Consider the following 19,451-nt stretch of genomic DNA (forward strand, 5'->3'; position numbering starts at 1 on the left):
CCCTGGCCCTCTCCCTCGGGGAAAGGGAGAAGACCAGGAGAGGCGTGGTCAATTACGCCAGCAGCAGCGCATTCACACGTTTAATGAAGAGGTTAGGATCTTCCAGCGTGCCGCGTTCGGCCAGCAGGGACTGATCCAGCAGGAGTTCAACCCACTCGGCAAAGCGGGCGTCGTCCTGGGTATCCGCCGCGCGTTTCACCAGCGGATGATCCGGATTAAGCTCAAAGATATATTTCACTTCCGGTACCGCCTGACCCGCTGCCGCGAACAGCTTCGCCATCTGGGTGCTCATTTCGTCGGCATCGGTCGTGACGATGGCCGGGGTGTCGGTCAGACGGTGAGTGAAACGCACCTCTTTCACGCGGTCGCCCAGCAGGGTTTTCACGCGCTCAACGAACGGCTCCAGCGCCTTCTCGGCTTCTTTCGCGTTCTCATCCACTTCATCCGCCAGCTTGTCGATAGACTCGTCGGCTTTGGCAACGGACTGGAACGCCTTACCGTCGAACTCGGTCAGGTAGTTCATCATCCACTCGTCGATGCGGTCGGAAAGCAGCAGCACTTCGATGCCTTTCTTACGCAGCAGCTCCAGGTGCGGGCTGCTCTTCGCCGCGGCGTAGCTGTCGGCGGTGATGTAGTAGATCTTCTCCTGCCCTTCTTTCATGCGGGAGACGTACTCTTCCAGCGACACGGTCTGCGCGGAGGAGTCGGTGTGCGTAGAAGCAAAGCGCAGCAGTCTGGCGATGGTTTCAACGTTCGCCATGTCTTCAGCCGGGCCTTCTTTCAGCACCAGACCGAACTGTTTCCAGAAGGTCTGATATTTTTCCGCATCGTCTTTCGCCAGTTTTTCCAGCATCTGCAGCGCACGTTTGGTCAGGGCGTTGCGCAGGTTACGGGTGACGGTGCTGTCCTGCAGAATTTCACGGGAGACGTTCAGCGGCAGATCGTTGGAATCGATCAGGCCGCGCACAAAGCGCAGGTAGTTCGGCATGAACTGCTCGGCGTCGTCCATGATGAAGACGCGCTGCACGTACAGCTTCAGGCCGTGCTTGTGATCGCGGTTCCACATGTCCCACGGCGCCTGTGCCGGGATGTACAGCAGGCTGGTGTATTCCTGCTTACCTTCCACACGGTTGTGGCTCCAGGTCAGCGGGTCGGTAAAGTCGTGGGCGATGTGCTTGTAGAATTCGTTGTACTCGTCGTCTTTAATCTCAGACTTGTTGCGCGTCCACAGCGCCTGCGCCTTGTTGATTTTCTCCCAGGAAACCACGGTTTCACCGTCTTTCTCTTCCTGTTTTTCAATCTCAACCGGCAGGGCGATGTGGTCAGAATATTTGCTGATGATGGAGCGCACGCGCCAGTCGTTCAGGAAATCGTCTTCGCCTTCGCGCAGGTGCAGGGTGATTTCGGTGCCGCGATCCGCTTTGGTGATGTCATCAACGGTGTATTCGCCTTCCCCTTTGGACTCCCACAGCACGCCGTTCTCGGCGCTGTCGCCCGCCGCACGGGTGCGCACGGTGACTTTGTCCGCCACGATGAACGCCGAGTAGAAACCGACGCCGAACTGGCCGATAAGCTGGCTGTCTTTCGCCTGGTCAGAGCCCATGGACTCCAGGAACGCTTTGGTGCCAGATTTCGCGATGGTCCCGAGGTGGTCGATCACCTCGTCGCGGTTCATCCCGATGCCGTTATCGGCGATGGTCAGGGTGCGGTTCTCTTTATTAAACGAGACGCGCACGCGCAGCTCGCCGTCGCCTTCGTACAGATCCGGGTTAGACAGCGCGCGGAAGCGCAGCTTGTCCGCCGCATCCGAGGCGTTGGAAATCAGCTCACGCAGGAAAATTTCTTTGTTGGAATACAGGGAATGGATCATCAGGTGCAGAAGCTGTTTTACTTCTGACTGGAAACCACGGGTTTCTTGTCCTTTCATCTATGTCGACCTCAACAATGCCATTTAATGGGGTTTTAAAACGTTGAGTGAGAGATGGGGATACGGGGGGAAATTTTCAAGCGGAGGCCGCGCGCGCTGCCTCCGTTTGGTCAGAAAATAATCTTGTGACGCCCGGCCAGAGAGTGTGACAGCGTGGTGCCGTCCACCATCTCCAGCTCGCCGCCGACCGGCACGCCGTGGGCGATGCGGCTGGCGTCAACGCCGTACTGCGAGCAGAGCTCGGCGATGTAGTTGGCAGTTGCCTCCCCTTCCACCGTGGGATTGGTGGCGAGGATCACCTCTTTGATGGTTTCGGACTCAAGACGCTGTTCAAGGCGGTCAAGACCGATATCGTCCGGGCCAATACCGTCCAGCGGGGAGAGATGCCCCATCAGCACGAAGTAGCGGCCGGAAAACTGCCCGGTTTGTTCGATGGCGTAGATGTCCGCCGGACTCTCCACCACGCAAATCTGGCCGTTTTCCTGACGACGCGGGTTCGTGCAGATGTTACACACGTCCTGCTCGGTAAAGGTACGGCAATCCGCACAGTGACCGATTTCTGACATGGCGCGGGTTAAAGCCTGCGCCAGGCGCATCCCGCCGCTGCGGTCGCGCTGCAATAGCGTAAACGCCATGCGCTGCGCCGACTTCGGGCCAACGCCCGGCAGGCAGCGCAGTGCTTCCATTAACTGCGTGAGCAGCGGACTGGTTTGCATCAGAACGGCATCTTGAAGCCAGGCGGCAGCTGCATGCCGCTGGAAACGGAGGCCATTTTCTCTTTCTGGGTTTCGTCGATACGGCGAGCGGCATCGTTAAACGCGGCTGCAACCAGATCTTCCAGCATCTCTTTGTCGTCTTCGAGCAGGCTCGGGTCGATTTCAACGCGACGGCAGTTGTGCGCACCGTTGATGGTCACCTTGACCAGACCGGCACCGGATTCACCCGTGACTTCCAGCTGAGCGATCTCTTCCTGCATCTTCTGCATTTTTTCCTGCATCTGCTGAGCCTGCTTCATCAGGCCACCCAGACCGCCTTTTCCACCAAACATAGGCTTCTCTCTTCTTTCACGTTTAAGGATTACAACCGTAAGTCAGACTCACGATCAAATGGGGCGAATACTCTCTTCATCCAGATCGGCGTCGAAGAACCGGCGCAGGGTCTGAATGTTGTTATCCGCAATAATCGCCTCGCGCGCCTGCGCGAGCTTCTCTTCATAAATGGCCTGGCGCCACTCGAGCGGCGTTTTCACTGCCGGATTATCATCTTCAATGATAGTCAATTCAACCGGTGCCCCCTGTAAAGCGGCAAGCGCCTCGGCCAGCGCCTTTTGCGCGCCCGGTGAATTCAGGTGACGCTGGCCCGGACGCAGGTGCAGACGCACCTGATTGCCGTCCTGCTCTTTCCAGGCGTTCAGCGCGACCTGCTCCACCAGCTTCGGCAGCTGGAGTTTGCTGACCTCGGCGGCCCAGGCATCGCGCGCAATCGACTCTTCGGCAAGCTTCGCGGAAAGCTCCGGCGTTTTTTCATGCTCCAGCGCCTTTTTCAGCGCTTTCGGCGTGGCCACCTCTTCCTTCACCGTTTCGGTGATGGTGGTTGCCTTCCAGCGGTAAGCCTCTTCTTTCACCGGGGCTTTCTGCTCGAGCGCGGACGGTGCCGGACGCGACTGTACGCGCTCCGTTACCGAGGCCAGTCGTTCAAGCGCGGCGTTGTTCACCGGCCGCGCTCTTCCTGGCGCTGCCGGTTCACTCTTTTTTGGTTTGGTTACTCCCTGAGCACGCTGCAGCTGGCTGCGCGCGGCAAGCACCGAACTGGTGGCATCCGACAGCGGTACGTTCTGCTGCGGTGGCGGCGTCGGCTGCGGCGGCACCTGCTGCGGCGACATCACCGCCGTGGGGGCGACCGGCGCGAAAGACTGTCGCGGCACTTCCGGCTCCGGCAGCGGCATGCGCGGGTGGAACGCCAGCGCGCGCAGCAGCGTCATTTCAACGCCCATCCGCGGATCCGGCGCAAACGGTAACTCTTTGCGGCCAATCAGCAGCGTCTGGTAATAAAGCTGCACGTCGGCAGGCGGCACGGTGCGGGCAAGCTCACGCATCCGCTGTTCAATGGCCGCCATATCCGCACCAATCGCGGAGGGAGAAAGCTGCAGCATCGCCACGCGGTGCAGCAGGCTGAGCATCTCAACCAGCAGCCCTTCCCACTCAATACCGCGGGCAGCGGCCGCGTTCACCTGCGACATCACGCGTTCGCCGTTAGCGGCAATCATCGCTTCGATAAGCGACAGCGCCTGATCGTCATCCAGCGTGCCGAGCATGGTGCTGACCGCCTCGGTGGAGAGCTTTCCGTCACCGCTGGCAATCGCCTGGTCGGTCAGGCTTAATGCATCACGCAGGCTGCCGTCCGCCGCGCGGGCCAGCAGCTGCAGGGCGCGCGGTTCGTGGACAATGTTCTCTTCATCAAGGATATGCTCAAGCTGCGCGCGGATCTGCTCAACGTCCAGCGCCTTCAGATGGAACTGCAGGCAGCGCGACAGGATGGTGACCGGCAGCTTTTGCGGATCGGTGGTCGCCAGCAGGAACTTCACATGCGCGGGCGGCTCTTCCAGCGTCTTCAGCAGGGCGTTAAAGCTGTGGCGCGACAGCATGTGCACTTCATCGATCAGGTAGACCTTGAAGCGGCCGCGCGCCGGAGCGTACTGCACGTTGTCGAGCAGGTCGCGGGTATCTTCCACTTTGGTGCGCGAAGCGGCATCGATCTCGATCAGATCGACAAAACGCCCCTGCTCGATCTCCCGGCAGTTATCGCAAACGCCGCACGGGGTGGCGGTGATCCCGGTTTCGCAGTTGAGACCTTTTGCCAGCAAACGGGCAATAGAGGTCTTACCGACGCCGCGGGTGCCGGAAAAAAGATAGGCGTGATGGATGCGACCTAGCGACAAGCCGTTCGCCAGGGCCGTCAGCACATGTTCCTGACCGACAACGTCAGCAAAGTTTTGTGGTCGCCATTTACGGGCTAACACCTGATAACTCATGGGCAGGCTCTGCAACGCTGGAAGGTGAATTTATGAAGGGGAATGCTATCACAACCTCACCCATTGAGCGAGGTTGTGAAAACCGGGATTAGTGACCCGGGAAAGGCACCAGGCTGTAGCTGGTAATACCCTGTTTTTCCAGGCGCTGTTCACCGCCGAGATCGAACAGGTTGATGATGAAGGCCGCGTCGGTCACTTCCCCACCCAGACGGCGGATCAGCTTCACGGTCGCTTCAATGGTGCCGCCGGTCGCCAGCAGATCGTCAACCACCAGCACTTTGTCGCCAGGCTTGATCGCGTCAACGTGGATCTCCAGCTGATCGGTGCCGTACTCCAGCTCGTAGCTTTCTGCAATGGTTTCACGCGGCAGCTTGCGCGGCTTACGCACCGGCACAAAACCTACGCCTATTGCCAGCGCGACAGGTGCGCCAAACAGGAAGCCACGGGCTTCGGTACCTACTACTTTGGTGATCCCGGCGTTTTTATAACGCTCGACCAGCAGTTCAATGCTGAGCGCGTACGCTTTCGGGTCTTCCAGCAAGCTGGTGACATCACGGAAAAGAATGCCAGGCTTTGGATAGTCCTGGATGCTTTTGATGCTGTTTTTCAGATATTCAAGCTGCTGTGCAGTTGCGGTCATCGGTTTGTGCCTAAATGAAACAGTGTTACTCACGGCGCGCAACGAGTCGGCAAAGGTAACAATTGTTTAACCTTTAACCAGGCGCGCCTGTGCTCGAAAACGGTCGAATTTACTGGCTGTAAGCAATAATTGCAACAGCCATGATAAGGCTTCAGTGCTTTTGTTGCTTTTCATCAACCACGGGGATCCGCCACATGAAGATAAGCAGGCAGGTCAGGATCGCCAGCAGCAGAATGCGTACCCACATCATTTTCACCAGCCATAATGAAATGGCGAAGGTGATGAGGATCACCGCGATCGCGCGCGGCTTGGCGCCGGGCGGCATGGCCCGGTGTTTTTGCCAGTGCCGCAGATAGCCGCCAAACCATGAGCGATAGAGCAGCCAGTGGTGAAAACGCGGCGACGAGCGGGCGAAGCACCAGGCCGCCAGCAGGATAAACGGCGTGGTCGGCAGCAAGGGTAAAACCACACCCAGCGTGCCAAGCACTACCGCGAGCCAGCCAATGATGATTAAAATAGTACGCTGCATAATGCGAATCGTTATCAAACTGAACGGCTACTTTACCACTGGAGAGCGCCTTGAAAACAGCACTGCTTCTTGAGAGGCTGCAAAATCAGCTGATTGCTCTGCGGGAGCAGGCCACGCCGCTGATGGGGCACGCCACGCTGAAGCCGCGCTTTGACCGGCAGCTTTTTCGTACCCGCAGCACCGTCATTCAGGATTACCTGGCGGAAGCGCAGACGAACCTCGACGAGCTTCGCCATGCGGTTGAGAGTGAACAGCAGGAACAGGTGACGTGGCTTGCGGAGCATCTCACCGAGCAGATCACCGCGCTGCATCGCGAAATCGCCGCCTGGCCGCTGCGCGCCTGGGACAGCGCCTCGCCGGGGCTCGGCAAATGGCAGCGCAAGCGGCTGGAAAACCAGGAGTTTGAGCGCCGGCTGTTTGAGATGAAGCGTGAACGCGAGGTGCGTCTGAACAACAGCGAAACGCTGGAAGAGCAGCAGCTATTGATGCGCGAGATTAGCGCGCTGAAAGGACGCATCGTCCGCTGCCGTCAGGCGCTGGATGACATTGAACGCGTCATTGAACGTTTGACCCGTTAACAGGAGCCACACCCATGTCACTGGAAAATGCACCCGATGAGGTCAAGCTGGCCGTCGATTTGATTATGCTGCTGGAGAATCATGAGATCCCCGCCGGGACGGTGCTTAAGGCACTGGAGATTGTACGGCGGGATTTTGAGGGGAAACTTCCCCCTCACCCTAACCCTCTCCCACACGGAGAGGGAAAATAGATTAAGCCGAAGTCGGGTCGTCGCCTTTAATGTCGCGCTTCACTTCCGTATGCTCATCACCTTTCTCGTTACGCAGGTGAACCTCAAGCTGGTTGAAGGCGATATTAATATCGTTTTCACGGCACAGACGATCGATAGAGCGGTTAAGCTCATCCACCGTGTAGCTGCGGTCACGCAGTTCACGCACGTATAAACGCAGCTCGTGATCCAGCGTACTCGGCCCAAAGGTGGTGAAGAAGACCGCCGGAGCCGGATCGTGCATCACTTTCGGATGCTCAGACGCCGCCTTCAGCAGCACCTCTTTCACCTTATCCAGATCCGATCCATAGGCCACGCCCAGGCGGATCACCACGCGCGTCACCGTATCCGAGAGCGACCAGTTGATCAGACGCTCGGTCACGAACGCTTTGTTCGGGATGATCACCTCTTTGCGATCGAAGTCGGTGATGGTGGTCGCACGAATGCGGATCTTGCTGACCGTTCCCGAGAACGTGCCGATGGTGACGGTATCGCCGATACGTACCGGACGTTCAAACAGGATGATCAGGCCGGAGACAAAGTTACCGAAGATCTCCTGCAGGCCAAAACCCAGACCGACCGAGAGGGCGGCCGCCAGCCACTGCAGTTTATCCCACGAGACGCCAAGCGAACCAAAGACCGTCATCGCTCCAACAATAATGATGACGTAGTTGAGGATCGTGGTGATGGCGTAGGACGCCCCCTGGCGAAGATTCAGACGTGACAGGAGCAGCACTTCGAGCAGGCCAGGCAGGTTGCGGATCAGCGCCCAGGCGACCACCGACGACACCAGCGCAAACAGCAGGCTGCCCATGGTCACGCTTTTCATGACCGCCGCGCCGGCTTCGGTTCCGTTGTATTGCCAGAGGGTAATACTGTCGAGATAGGCGAAAACGGTAATAAGATCGGACCAGATCGCCCAGAACATCACGGCAAACAGGGCGATCATCACCAGCATGGTGATGCGCAGCGTCTGCTGGTTAACCTGCTCCAGCGCGATGGTCGGCTCTTCCTGCGGCTCCGCGCCTTCGGCCCCCTCTTTCACCTGATGCTGACGACGCGCGATGGCACGGCGATAGGCAATGCGGCGGGCCGCCACGCTCAGGCCGCGCAGCACGGTCTGATAGAGCAGGTTCCAGACGATCACCAGATAGACCGTTTCAATCCAGCGCCCGGACAGGCGCAGCGTGGTATAGAAGTAGCCCGTTGCCGTCAGCACCATCAGCGCCAGCGGAATGATCGCCAGCACCGTCACGGTGGCCAGGCGAATATTGTGGGACTCTTTATCACGCCAGCTGTCGCGGCACATCGGCCACATCAGGATAGCAATCAGCAGCAGGTTCAGCAGGATAACCAACTGGCCCAGCACATCATCCATCAGATGCAGCGGGGAAAGCTCAGAGACAACCGACCAGAAGTGCAGCGGCAGGAGCGCCAGGCTGATGCGCACAATCTGACGACGCCAGTGGCTGGTCAGTTGCGCAGGCATGTTGAAATGACGCACCGCCACGCCGTCTTTTTCCAGTACCTTCCAGCACAGGCCAAACACCAGCCAGAACAGCGCCAGTTTTTTACTGAACGCCCACAGCAGATCGCTGACGTTGAGCTGCATGGTGAGCAGGATCAGGCCCACGGCCAGAATAATCAGGCACACCGGCAGGGCGCGGATGAGATCGATCAGAATCGCTTTTGGCGTATGGAGCTGGCTATCGTTGCGCAGTTGCCCTACTTCGGAGGCCAGCTTCGCCTGGTATTTTTTCAGCCAGCCCAGACGCCAGCGGATCAGACCGGCAATCAGCAGCAGCGGCAAACCGGCCAGAAAAGCAATCATTACCGCAGGCCAGGCTTTCTCCCAGTTTACGGTGATCTTCATGCTCTTAATCTGCGTTTTCAGCGTCTCTGGGAAGGATTTAACCCAGTCCCAGTCCATCGGTTTGTTGCTGTTCACCCAGAAAATCTGCTGGGTCAGGATCTCCTGCAGACTTTTCGAGACACTCACCAGCTGCTGCTGGTTGATTTGCAGGTTAATGGCCATCATCAGCTGGTTGCCCAGCTGTTTGTTAAGCTGATCCAGCAGCTCGCGACGCATATCCACGACCTGGAGCAGCGCGTCATGCACTTCCGGGTTCACGTCGCTGGAGTGCCCTTCTTCAATTTTGGCGACAAAGGTATCGCTCTGGAAAAGAGCATCACGCTGCTGGTTGACGTCAAACTGTTCCAGACGTAAATCCGCAATGCGGTTAGTCATGTCTTCCAGCTCATCGGCGGACGGAAGCGTCTGCTGCTGCTGGTAGAGAATACGCGACAGCAGGAGGCTGCCTTTCAGGACCGCGATCTGCTCTTTGATGTTGCGTTCCGCCTGCAGGGCGCGATCCAGCCAGTTCTTCACCTTGATATTTTGCTGAACCAGCGAGTTGCCATTTTCGGTCGCCAGTATCAGGCGCTGACTAAGCTGGTGGTTGGCTTCGAGCTCCTGCTTCACCAGCGGGTTGGCCTGGATGCGGGCGGTTTCGTCAGGGGATACGGCCTCCTGGGCGGTTTTTTCCGTCAGCGTCAGGCGCTTGCTGTTAACCGCTTCCTGCAGCAGCTGTAGCTGGTGCTCCAGACGATTAATGTTCGCGGTGACGTAATCGCGCTGTTTCTGCAGGGTGTCCTGCAGCACCGTATTCCCTTCCAGGCTTTTACGCTGCTGTTCGATCTGCGCATTGAGCAATGACTGCTGCACCAGCAGCAGGGTTTGCTGCGTCGGGCGCAGCGTGCCTTCGCCCACCGTCGTGCCGTTCAGGCGGTTGCGGATCTGCTGCAGCTGCTGAGACGCGGTATACATCGCATTTTGCACGCGCTCGGGCTGGGTTTGCAGGGAGACAAGCTGGCTGTTGTAGGTGGCGAGATCGGACTGCGCCGTTTGCAGGTCGTCGAGCAGTTGCGCCACGCGCGACTCGAGCTGGCGTAAGGAGAGCGCGGCGAGCGTTTTGCGCGTTTCGTCGTCGTTATCCACATCGCTCAGGGCATTCAGCGATTCCGTCGCTTTGCGCATGTTTTCTGGGGCCTGCGCCACCTTCTGACGAAGCTGTGCGGTTTCAGCCTTAACGCGTTCAATTTTATCCAGCGTTTCCAGCGTTTCCGTCAGATCCTGCTGCGTCAGTTTTTCCTGAGGAGAGAGTTCTTTTTGTTTGTTCAGCGTGTCGAGCTGCGACTGAACATCCGCACGCGTGGGGATATCGTTGCTGTTGTCGGCGCGGGCCCAGGTCAGCGGCGCCGTGGCGAAGAAAAACAGCATCGCAAAGAGCAATGCAAAAACAGGATGTTGCGAGCGATTGATGGGCAGCATAGTTGTGAATGATGTCAGAAGATGACCGAAAATAGTCCGGCGTGAAGAATATCACGCTCGCCGAAAGCAGAATAGCGCGAACGTGAGCCTCTGAGATAAATCCTGGAAATGGGTCAGGCGGTTAGCGACGGCGCGTCGCTGCGCAGCGTGGGGCAGAGCTGTAGCATTTCCAGTAAAATCGCGACGTAGCTGCGGGCCTCCGCTTTAAGATCAAACGACTGTGGTGCAAACAGCCAGTTTTCCATCAGACCGGAAATGTAGCTACGCATCAGAATCGCCGCCCGGCGGGTCAACAGGTTGGCCGGTAGCAGTTTTGCCTGCATGCACTGATTCAGGTTGTATTCAATACGGTCATAGCTCTCCAGGCTGAGGCTGCGTTGTGCCTGCTGAACAATCGCCATCTCGCCCACGAATTCGCATTTATGAAAGATTATTTCCATCATTAATCTGCGACGTTCTTCAACTACCGTTGCTTCAAGGATATATACTAATATTTCTCTCAATACTGAGAGTGGATCGTCAGGGAATTTTGCCCGATACTCACTCTCGAGATCGCTAATGCTGGACTCTGAAAGCTCCCAGATTTCACTGAACAGATCTGACTTGTTTTTAAAATGCCAGTAAATCGCTCCTCGCGTCACACCGGCGGCCTGAGCAATTTGCGCCAGCGAGGTAGATGAAACACCCTGCTGCGAGAACAAACGTATTGCCACATCCAGAATGTGTTGTCGGGTTTCCAGCGCTTGTTGTTTAGTTTTTCGTGCCATAGGTGGGTGAATTTACAGGAGTCAGATTTACATACATTTGTGAATGTATGTACCATAGCATGACGATAATATAAACGCAGCAATGGGTTTTTAGACTCAGGACCCTTGATCAATTTGAAATCGGACACTCGAGGTTTACATATGAACAAAAACAGAGGGTTAACGCCTCTGGCGGTCGTTCTGATGCTCTCAGGCAGCTTAGCGCTAACAGGATGTGACGACAAACCGGCTCAACAAGGAGCTCAGCAGGCGCCAGAAGTAGGCGTTGTGACGCTCAAATCTGAACCTCTACAAATCACCACCGAATTACCCGGCCGTACAAATGCTTACCGTATTGCGGAAGTGCGTCCTCAGGTTAGCGGCATTATCCTGAAACGTAACTTCACCGAAGGCGGTGATGTGAAGGCCGGTGAGTCTCTGTATCAGATTGATCCCGCAACCTATCAGGCGTCTTATGAAAGCGCGAAAGGCGATCTGGCTAAAGCACAGGCCGCGGCTAAAATTGCTCAGCTGACGCTGAACCGCTATCAAAAACTGCTCGGTACCAAGTACATCAGTCAGCAGGATTACGATACCGCCCTGGCGGATGCCCAGCAGGCTAACGCAGCCGTGGTGGCAGCCAAAGCGGCCGTCGAAACCGCGCGCATTAACCTGGCCTATACCAAAGTGACCTCGCCTATCAGCGGTCGTATTGGTAAGTCTTCCGTGACGGAAGGGGCTCTGGTGCAGAACGGTCAGACCACTGCGCTGGCGACCGTGCAGCAGCTCGATCCGATCTACGTTGACGTTACGCAGTCCAGCAATGATTTCCTGCGCCTGAAACAGGAGCTGGCTAACGGCACCCTGAAACAGGAAAACGGCAAAGCCAAAGTGGAGCTGATCACCAACGACGGTATCAAGTTCCCGCAGGAAGGTACCCTGGAATTCTCTGATGTGACGGTCGACCAGACCACCGGTTCCATCACCTTACGTGCGATTTTCCCGAACCCTGACAAGAATCTGCTGCCAGGTATGTTCGTCCGCGCGCGTCTGGAAGAAGGGACGAATCCAACCGCACTTCTGGTTCCACAGCAGGGTGTGACCCGTACGCCACGCGGCGATGCGAGCGCGCTGGTTGTCGGAGCAGATGACAAAGTCGAAACGCGCAATATCACCGCCACCCAGGCGATTGGCGATAAATGGCTGGTGACGGAAGGTCTGAAAGATGGCGATCGCGTGATTGTTTCTGGTTTGCAAAAAGTTCGTCCTGGCGCGCAGGTTAAAGCACAGGAAGTGAAATCTGACGATAAACAACAAGCTTCGGCCGCTGGCCAGTCAGAACAAACCAAGTCTTAACTTAAACAGGAGCCGTTAAGACATGCCTAATTTCTTTATCGATCGCCCCATATTTGCATGGGTGATCGCCATTATCATCATGCTGGCCGGGGGACTTGCGATCCTGAAGCTGCCTGTCGCGCAATATCCAACGATTGCGCCACCGGCGGTGACTATCTCCGCAACCTACCCGGGGGCTGATGCGAAAACGGTGCAGGACACCGTCACTCAGGTTATCGAACAGAACATGAACGGTATCGATAACCTGATGTACATGTCCTCAAACAGTGACTCTACCGGTACGGTGCAGATCACCCTGACCTTCCAGTCAGGTACGGATGCTGACATTGCGCAGGTTCAGGTGCAGAACAAACTGCAGCTGGCGATGCCTCTGCTGCCGCAGGAAGTACAACAGCAGGGTGTGAGCGTCGAGAAATCGTCCAGCAGCTTCCTGATGGTTGTCGGCGTTATCAACACCAACGGCACCATGACGCAGGAGGATATTTCCGACTACGTGGGGGCCAACATGAAGGACGCCATCAGCCGTACTTCCGGTGTGGGTGACGTTCAGCTGTTCGGTTCTCAGTACGCGATGCGTATCTGGATGGATCCGAACAAACTGAACAACTTCCAGCTGACCCCGGTTGACGTGATCAATGCGATTAAAGCGCAGAACGCCCAGGTGGCAGCCGGTCAGTTAGGCGGTACGCCGCCGGTGAAAGGCCAGCAGCTTAACGCCTCGATCATCGCACAGACCCGTCTGACCTCTGCCGATGAGTTCAGCAAAATTCTGCTGAAAGTGAATCAGGACGGTTCCCAGGTTCGCCTGCGCGACGTGGCGAAAGTCGAGCTGGGCGGTGAGAACTACGACATCATCGCGAAGTTTAACGGTAAACCGGCTTCCGGTCTGGGTATCAAACTGGCGACAGGGGCTAACGCCCTGGACACCGCCACGGCGATCCGCGCAGAGCTGAAGAAAATGGAACCGTTCTTCCCGTCAGGTCTGAAAATCGTTTACCCGTATGACACCACGCCGTTCGTCAAAATTTCGATTCACGAAGTGGTTAAAACGCTGGTAGAAGCCATCATCCTGGTGTTCCTGGTGATGTATCTGTTCCTGCAAAACTTCCGCGCGACGCTTATCCCAACGATTGCCGTGCCGGTTGTTCTGCTCGGGACCTTTGCGATCCTGTCGATATTTGGCTACTCGATAAACACTCTGACGATGTTCGGGATGGTGCTCGCCATCGGTCTGCTGGTGGATGACGCCATCGTCGTGGTCGAGAACGTCGAGCGCGTAATGGCAGAAGAAGGTCTGCCGCCGAAGGAAGCGACCCGTAAATCAATGGGTCAGATCCAGGGCGCGCTGGTCGGTATCGCGATGGTGCTGTCTGCGGTATTTATCCCAATGGCCTTCTTCGGGGGCTCTACCGGTGCGATTTACCGTCAGTTCTCGATTACCATCGTTTCCGCGATGGCGCTGTCGGTGCTGGTCGCATTGATCCTGACCCCTGCCCTGTGTGCCACCATGCTGAAGCCGATTCAGAAAGGCGGTCACGGGGAGCATAAAGGATTCTTCGGCTGGTTTAACCGCATGTTTGATAAGAGCACGCACCACTACACCGACAGCGTGGGCAACATCCTGCGCAGCACCGGTCGTTACCTGCTGCTCTATATCATCATCGTCGTGGGGATGGCGTTCCTGTTCGTTCGTCTGCCAAGCTCGTTCCTGCCGGATGAAGACCAGGGCGTGTTCCTGACGATGGCACAGCTTCCTGCGGGCGCGTCGCAAGAGCGTACCCAGAAAGTGCTGGACGAAGTGACGGACTACTACCTCACCAAAGAGAAAGACAACGTTGAATCCGTGTTTGCGGTTAACGGCTTTGGCTTTGCGGGTCGTGGTCAGAACACCGGTATTGCCTTCGTTTCTCTGAAAGACTGGTCTGAACGTCCGGGCAAAGAGAACAAGGTTGAAGCCATTACCGGCCGTGCGATGGGCACCTTCTCGCAGATTAAAGATGCGATGGTGTTCGCCTTCAACCTGCCAGCGATTGTTGAACTGGGTACCGCGACCGGCTTCGACTTCCAGCTGATTGACCAGGGCGGTCTGGGTCACGAAAAACTGACGCAGGCGCGTAACCAGCTGTTTGGCGAAGTGGCTAAGCACCCTGACCTGCTGGTCGGCGTGCGTCCGAACGGCCTGGAAGATACGCCGCAGTACAAAATCGACATCGACCAGGAGAAAGCCCAGGCGCTGGGCGTATCCATCAGTGACATTAATACCACGCTGGGCGCCGCCTGGGGCGGTAGCTATGTTAACGACTTCATCGACCGCGGTCGCGTGAAGAAAGTGTACGTGATGTCCGAGGCGCAATACCGTATGTTGCCAAACGATATCAACAGCTGGTTCGTGCGCGGCAGCAATGGTCAGATGGTACCGTTCTCGGCGTTCTCAACGTCTCGCTGGGAATACGGTTCGCCGCGTCTGGAACGCTATAACGGTCTGCCATCGATGGAGATCCTGGGTCAGGCCGCTCCGGGCCGAAGCACCGGTGAAGCCATGAACCTGATGGAAGAGCTGGCAAGCAAGCTGCCTGCGGGTATCGGCTATGACTGGACCGGTATGTCCTATCAGGAACGTCTGTCCGGAAACCAGGCCCCTGCCCTGTACGCGATTTCACTGATCGTCGTCTTCCTGTGTCTGGCAGCGCTGTACGAGAGCTGGTCAATTCCGTTCTCCGTTATGCTGGTGGTACCGCTTGGGGTTATCGGTGCGCTGCTTGCGGCAACGTTCCGTGGACTGACCAACGACGTGTACTTCCAGGTAGGCCTGCTGACAACCATTGGCTTGTCGGCGAAGAACGCGATACTTATCGTTGAATTCGCCAAAGATCTGATGGAGAAAGAAGGTAAAGGTCTGATTGAGGCGACGCTTGAGGCTGTTCGTATGCGTCTGCGCCCAATCCTGATGACATCACTGGCGTTTATCCTCGGCGTACTGCCGCTGGTTATCAGCTCCGGTGCTGGCTCCGGTGCGCAGAACGCGGTTGGTACAGGCGTGATGGGTGGTATGGTTACCGCAACCGTACTCGCTATCTTCTTCGTACCGGTGTTCTTCGTGGTGGTTCGCCGCCGCTTCAGCCGGAAAAATGAGGATATTGAACACACGCATTCGGTAGAACCTCACTGATACCGGTTTCACATGATAAAAAGGCCGCATTAGCGGCCTTTTTCATTTTCAGAAAAAATCATAAATTACGCTTATTGTGGTTCTATTTATTTTCTGCCATCTTAATTAGACATATCATAATTAACTGATAACTTAATCGGTGAATTCAGGATTTTTTTAATTTCATTTCCCCGCTTAAGCCATTAGGAATATTCCTAATAGGAAGTTCTGACAAAGATAAGTTCGAATCTGAACTTTTCAGGCCGTTTTGCTAAGCCAATGAAACGTAAGGAAGCGATAAGAAATCGCGTTAATTTGGATAAAAAAAGGTGCCCAGGACGGAACATTGCGTACGTTCTCGCAGTCTACGGTTTTATTTGTAATTTTTCGTAATAGCGCGATGAAATCCAGGAAGGAGTGGCTTATAGTTAAGTTATCAGGAACACAGCACTCATGTAGCTAAGTCAGTTGTATCCATCCCGACTATGATGTTCGGTGAGTAAGAAATCACTCAGAAGGGGATGCGCTATGGACGAGTACTCGCCAAAAAGGCATGATATCGCGCAGTTGAAATTTCTCTGCGAATCCTTGTACCATGACTGCCTTGCCAACCTTGATGAAAGTAACCATGGCTGGGTAAACGACCCAACGTCTGCCATCAATTTACAGTTGAATGAGCTGATAGAGCATATCGCAACCTTCGCACTTAATTATAAAATTAAGTACAATGAAGATAATAAGCTCATTGAGCAAATTGATGAATACCTGGACGACACCTTTATGTTGTTCAGTAGTTACGGCATTAACGCCCAGGATTTGCAAAAATGGCGTAAATCGGGAAACCGGCTATTCCGCTGTTTCGTCAACGTGAGCAGAGCTAACCCGGTTAGTCTTTCCTGTTAAAATTATTACAATTACTAAGGTGAATTTATGTCTGATAAACCACTCACAAAAATCGATTATTTGATGCGCTTACGACGTTGCCAGTCAATTGACACGCTCGAACGCGTCATTGAAAAGAATAAATACGAGCTTTCTGATAATGAACTGGCCGTATTTTATTCAGCCGCGGACCATCGTCTTGCTGAACTGACCATGAATAAGCTGTATGACAAAATCCCTACTTCTGTATGGAAATTTGTCCGTTAATGTTTGAAGGGTGTCTGTAGAGTTCTACGCCACGTTCTAAGCTGTTTTTACCTATCCCGTTATGCTCCCTGTGCCCAGGCCAGGTCTCCGTGTAAAACGTGTTTATCAGCAACATTGTTGTGACGAAAGTCACATCGGCTTTTCGGGAACGTTCCCCTCCTGGCCTGTTCCTATTACCCTGCGGTAATCATTTCCAGAGAGGTTTCCTATGAGCGTAGAAAAACAGAAGATGATTGCCGGTGAACACTACCGCCCCGGCGATGAGACGTTACGGGCCGACAGACTGCGGGCCCGCCATCTGGTGTACCGCTATAACCACACCGCGCCCGATGAAAAGACAGAACGCCAGAACATCCTGGCGGAACTGCTGGGGCAAAGCGAAGGCGCTTATATCGAACCGAGCTTCCGCTGCGACTATGGATATAACATCTCTCTGGGTAAAAACTTTTACGCGAACTTCGACTGCGTGATGCTGGATGTCTGCCCCGTTCGTATCGGCGATAACTGCATGCTCGCGCCGGGTGTGCATATTTATACGGCCACCCATCCGCTGGATGCAGAGGAACGGAACAGCGGCGTGGAGTTTGGCAAACCCGTCACCATTGGGAATAATGTCTGGATCGGTGGACGGGCGGTTATTAACCCTGGCGTCACCATTGGTGATAATGTGGTGGTGGCCTCCGGTGCCGTGGTGACGAAAGACGTCCCGGCTAACGTTGTCGTGGGCGGCAATCCGGCAAAAATCATTAAAACGCTCTGAGGGAGTGGGGAGTCAACTGTTATGGTCTTTTAGCGCCAGACTGTTACTTTTTTCAGCCCAATGGCTCCCCTAAAATTGGCAGACACCCTGTATTGTCAACTCTCATAAAGGCAAAAAATGACCGAGATACAGCGCCTGCTCATCGCCACCATCGACGATCTTAACCTCCGCGAAAAGCGCGACAATCGCCCGCGCTTTAGCATTAGCTTTATTCGCAAACATCCTGGACTGTTTGTCGCCATGTATGCCGCCTGGCTGGCGACGCTTATTGTGATGCTGAAGTCTGAAACGCTGGTGGACTCCGTCTGGCTGCTGGTGGTGCTGTTTGTGGTCTTTAACGCCTTTTTCTTTTTCGACGTGAATCCGCGCTACCGTTACGAAGATATCGACGTCCTCGATTTTCGGGTCTGCTATAACGGCGAATGGTACAACACGCGTTACGTGCCAGAGGAGTTGATCGACAGCATCCTGCACTCTCCGGCCGTTGAAACCGTGCAAAAAGAGAAGCTGCAGAAAATGGTCTCTACCAAAGGTCAGCTCTCTTTCTATGACGTCTTTACCCTTTCGCGCCCTGCTGCTGCGTAATTAACGCCTGCAGACGCCGGATCCCCGGGGCAAACTGAGAAGCAGAGGTATTGCCGTAACCTAAAACCAGACCGGTTTGCCCCTGCTTCGCCTCCAGGTAGTACCCGCTCAATGCAGCGGGTGCCAGCTGAAACGCCCTCGCCTGCGCCACCAGTTTCTGGTCATCAATATCGTCTATCGCCAGCGTCAGATGCATCCCGCCTTCACCGGCCAGAATCCGGTGCGGCGCATGAAGCTCTGCGCCCAGCACCTCTCGCAGCTGGCGGTATCGTTTACGATAGAGCCGACGCATGGCGGCAAGATGACGGGCATAGTGACCTTCTTCGATAAACAGCGCAAGCGTGCGCTGTTCGGCACGATGCCCACCGCGCAACAGCGAGCCGATGGCCGGACGAACCGCCTTGGCCAGCGCAGGCGGCAAGACCATGAACCCTATTCGGAGCGACGGAAACAGCGTTTTACTGAACGTCCCGAGATAAACCACGGGCGCATTATTGACCATTCCCAGCATCGCCGGCACGGGCTCTCCGGCATAACGGAATTCGCTGTCGTAATCGTCTTCTATGATCCACGCGTTGTGCTGCCGGGCGAGCTCCAGCAGCGCCAGACGCCGTTGGGCGCTGAGCACGCTCCCGAAGGGGAACTGGTGTGAAGGTGAGGTAAAAATTAACGAGGGAGAAGGGGCATTCAGTCCCTCCCAGCACATCCCCTCGTCATCAACCGGGATCCCCGTCATGGTCAGGCCGGTTTTAACAAACGCGCTTTTTGCCCCGCTATAGCCGGGGTTTTCTACCCACGCGATATCCCCCGGCTCGCTCAGCAGCATTGTGCACAGGTTGACGCCCTCAAGCGCGCCTTCCGTGATCACAATCTGGCTCGCGTCGCAGTCGATACCGCGGGACAGGGCGAGATGCCGGGCAATCGCTGCCCGCAGCGACGGTTCACCGGCCGGGTCGCCATACCCCAGCAGGGCATTTCCCTCCTCCCGCATCACGCGATCGTACAATCGCCGCCACAGCGGCAGAGGGAAATAGTTGATGGCGGGTGTCCCCGGCGTAAATGCCAGAACCGGAGTATCCCGTTGCACCGGCGCAGGCAGCAGGCCAACCCGCCGGGCGAGCCTGATGTCAGGGTCCGGCAATGTCCGGGTGGTCGAGCGGTAAGCCAGCTGTGCCACCCGCGTTCCCTGGCGGTTACGCTGCAAATACCCTTCCAGCGTGAGCTGGTCCAGCGACGCATTGACGGTATTGCGGGAAAGGGAGAGCTGCTGGGCCAGCGTTCGCGAACCGGGAAGCTGGCTGCCGGACAGGAGTCTTCCGCACAGAATCGCCTCCCGTAAAGCAAGATAAAGCGCGCGCTGGAGCGTCTCTTCCCCGCGTTTTTTCAGGGCTGCGTTGAGCAAGGTATAAAATTCATCACCCGGTATATTCATCTCGCCTCCTCGTGGCACCATAAAAACATA

Annotated in this window: 17 protein-coding genes and 1 other annotated feature; of the genes, 8 read left to right on the top strand and 9 right to left on the bottom strand. The window is 55.9% G+C overall.

All coding sequences use genetic code 11. The annotated features are described in order from the left end of the window. Nucleotides 1-52: 52 nt before the first annotated feature. From htpG to CWR52_RS06985, 6 genes are all read right to left on the bottom strand, one after another. Nucleotides 53-1,927 (bottom strand): molecular chaperone HtpG, encoded by a 1,875-nt coding sequence (gene htpG / locus CWR52_RS06960; protein ID WP_104949236.1) that lies wholly within the window; start codon nucleotides 1,925-1,927, stop codon nucleotides 53-55. A gap of 110 nt (nucleotides 1,928-2,037) precedes the next feature. Beyond that, complete coding sequence (recR, locus tag CWR52_RS06965; RefSeq protein WP_008499298.1) at nucleotides 2,038-2,643, bottom strand: recombination mediator RecR; 606 nt, start codon at nucleotides 2,641-2,643, stop codon at nucleotides 2,038-2,040. After that, nucleotides 2,643-2,975, bottom strand: a complete 333-nt coding sequence (locus CWR52_RS06970; RefSeq protein WP_003858972.1) for a YbaB/EbfC family nucleoid-associated protein — start codon at nucleotides 2,973-2,975, stop codon at nucleotides 2,643-2,645. Before CWR52_RS06970 ends, recR begins: the two co-directional genes overlap by 1 nt. A gap of 54 nt (nucleotides 2,976-3,029) precedes the next feature. Next, nucleotides 3,030-4,958, bottom strand: a complete 1,929-nt coding sequence (gene dnaX / locus CWR52_RS06975) for a DNA polymerase III subunit gamma/tau (RefSeq protein WP_104949237.1) — start codon at nucleotides 4,956-4,958, stop codon at nucleotides 3,030-3,032. Continuing rightward, nucleotides 3,636-3,700 (bottom strand) — a sequence feature (DnaX frameshifting element). Its footprint overlaps the gene before it by 65 nt. An 88-nt stretch (nucleotides 4,959-5,046) precedes the next feature. Continuing rightward, nucleotides 5,047-5,598: an adenine phosphoribosyltransferase gene (gene apt, locus CWR52_RS06980; RefSeq protein ID WP_104949238.1), complete on the bottom strand. Its 552-nt coding sequence runs from the start codon at nucleotides 5,596-5,598 to the stop codon at nucleotides 5,047-5,049. A gap of 151 nt (nucleotides 5,599-5,749) precedes the next feature. Then, a complete protein-coding gene (locus CWR52_RS06985; protein WP_028017608.1) occupies nucleotides 5,750-6,127 on the bottom strand; it encodes a DUF454 family protein in 378 nt (125 codons plus the stop codon). A 50-nt stretch (nucleotides 6,128-6,177) separates the two neighbouring features. On the opposite strand from CWR52_RS06985, the gene priC reads away from it, so the two are divergent. Both priC and rsmS read left to right on the top strand, forming a co-directional pair. Continuing rightward, entirely contained in the window at nucleotides 6,178-6,705 is a 528-nt protein-coding gene (gene priC / locus CWR52_RS06990; RefSeq protein ID WP_104949240.1) for a primosomal replication protein N'', read from the top strand. 14 nt (nucleotides 6,706-6,719) lie between these two features. Next, the gene (gene rsmS, locus CWR52_RS06995) at nucleotides 6,720-6,896 is read left to right on the top strand and encodes a pleiotropic regulatory protein RsmS (RefSeq protein ID WP_104949241.1); all 177 of its coding nucleotides are present in this window, start codon (nucleotides 6,720-6,722) and stop codon (nucleotides 6,894-6,896) included. 1 nt (nucleotide 6,897) lies between these two features. On the opposite strand, the gene mscK is transcribed toward rsmS, so the two are convergent. Together mscK and acrR are read right to left on the bottom strand one after the other, a co-directional pair. Beyond that, complete coding sequence (gene mscK / locus CWR52_RS07000) at nucleotides 6,898-10,245, bottom strand: mechanosensitive channel MscK (RefSeq protein WP_104949242.1); 3,348 nt, start codon at nucleotides 10,243-10,245, stop codon at nucleotides 6,898-6,900. 113 nt (nucleotides 10,246-10,358) lie between these two features. Continuing rightward, nucleotides 10,359-11,012, bottom strand: coding sequence for a multidrug efflux transporter transcriptional repressor AcrR (gene acrR, locus CWR52_RS07005; RefSeq protein ID WP_104949243.1), 654 nt, complete (start codon nucleotides 11,010-11,012; stop codon nucleotides 10,359-10,361). A gap of 141 nt (nucleotides 11,013-11,153) precedes the next feature. On the opposite strand from acrR, the gene acrA reads away from it, so the two are divergent. The 6 genes from acrA (at nucleotide 11,154) to CWR52_RS07035 (ending at nucleotide 17,989) form a co-directional block, all read left to right on the top strand. Further along, the gene (acrA, locus tag CWR52_RS07010; RefSeq protein ID WP_045909753.1) at nucleotides 11,154-12,347 is read left to right on the top strand and encodes a multidrug efflux RND transporter periplasmic adaptor subunit AcrA; all 1,194 of its coding nucleotides are present in this window, start codon (nucleotides 11,154-11,156) and stop codon (nucleotides 12,345-12,347) included. Nucleotides 12,348-12,369: 22 nt separating this feature from the next. Then, on the top strand, nucleotides 12,370-15,516 hold the full coding sequence (gene acrB, locus CWR52_RS07015; protein WP_104949244.1) for a multidrug efflux RND transporter permease subunit AcrB: 3,147 nt from the start codon (nucleotides 12,370-12,372) through the stop codon (nucleotides 15,514-15,516). A gap of 507 nt (nucleotides 15,517-16,023) precedes the next feature. Continuing rightward, nucleotides 16,024-16,398, top strand: coding sequence for an Hha toxicity modulator TomB (gene tomB, locus CWR52_RS07020; protein WP_008499288.1), 375 nt, complete (start codon nucleotides 16,024-16,026; stop codon nucleotides 16,396-16,398). Between the two features lie 27 nt (nucleotides 16,399-16,425). Next, the gene (locus CWR52_RS07025; protein ID WP_008499287.1) at nucleotides 16,426-16,644 is read left to right on the top strand and encodes an HHA domain-containing protein; all 219 of its coding nucleotides are present in this window, start codon (nucleotides 16,426-16,428) and stop codon (nucleotides 16,642-16,644) included. Nucleotides 16,645-16,852: 208 nt separating this feature from the next. Then, a complete protein-coding gene (gene maa, locus CWR52_RS07030; RefSeq protein ID WP_045909755.1) occupies nucleotides 16,853-17,404 on the top strand; it encodes a maltose O-acetyltransferase in 552 nt (183 codons plus the stop codon). Between the two features lie 117 nt (nucleotides 17,405-17,521). Continuing rightward, a complete protein-coding gene (locus CWR52_RS07035) occupies nucleotides 17,522-17,989 on the top strand; it encodes a YlaC family protein (RefSeq protein ID WP_104949245.1) in 468 nt (155 codons plus the stop codon). On the opposite strand, the gene CWR52_RS07040 is transcribed toward CWR52_RS07035, so the two are convergent. Beyond that, nucleotides 17,961-19,421 carry a PLP-dependent aminotransferase family protein gene (locus CWR52_RS07040; protein ID WP_104949246.1) on the bottom strand — a complete coding sequence of 487 codons (1,461 nt, stop codon included), beginning with the start codon at nucleotides 19,419-19,421 and terminating at the stop codon, nucleotides 17,961-17,963. The genes CWR52_RS07035 and CWR52_RS07040 overlap by 29 nt on opposite strands. Nucleotides 19,422-19,451: the final 30 nt, after the last annotated feature.

The organism is Enterobacter sp. SGAir0187 (genome assembly GCF_002952735.2).
Classification (GTDB): Bacteria; Pseudomonadota; Gammaproteobacteria; order Enterobacterales; family Enterobacteriaceae; genus Enterobacter; species Enterobacter quasiroggenkampii.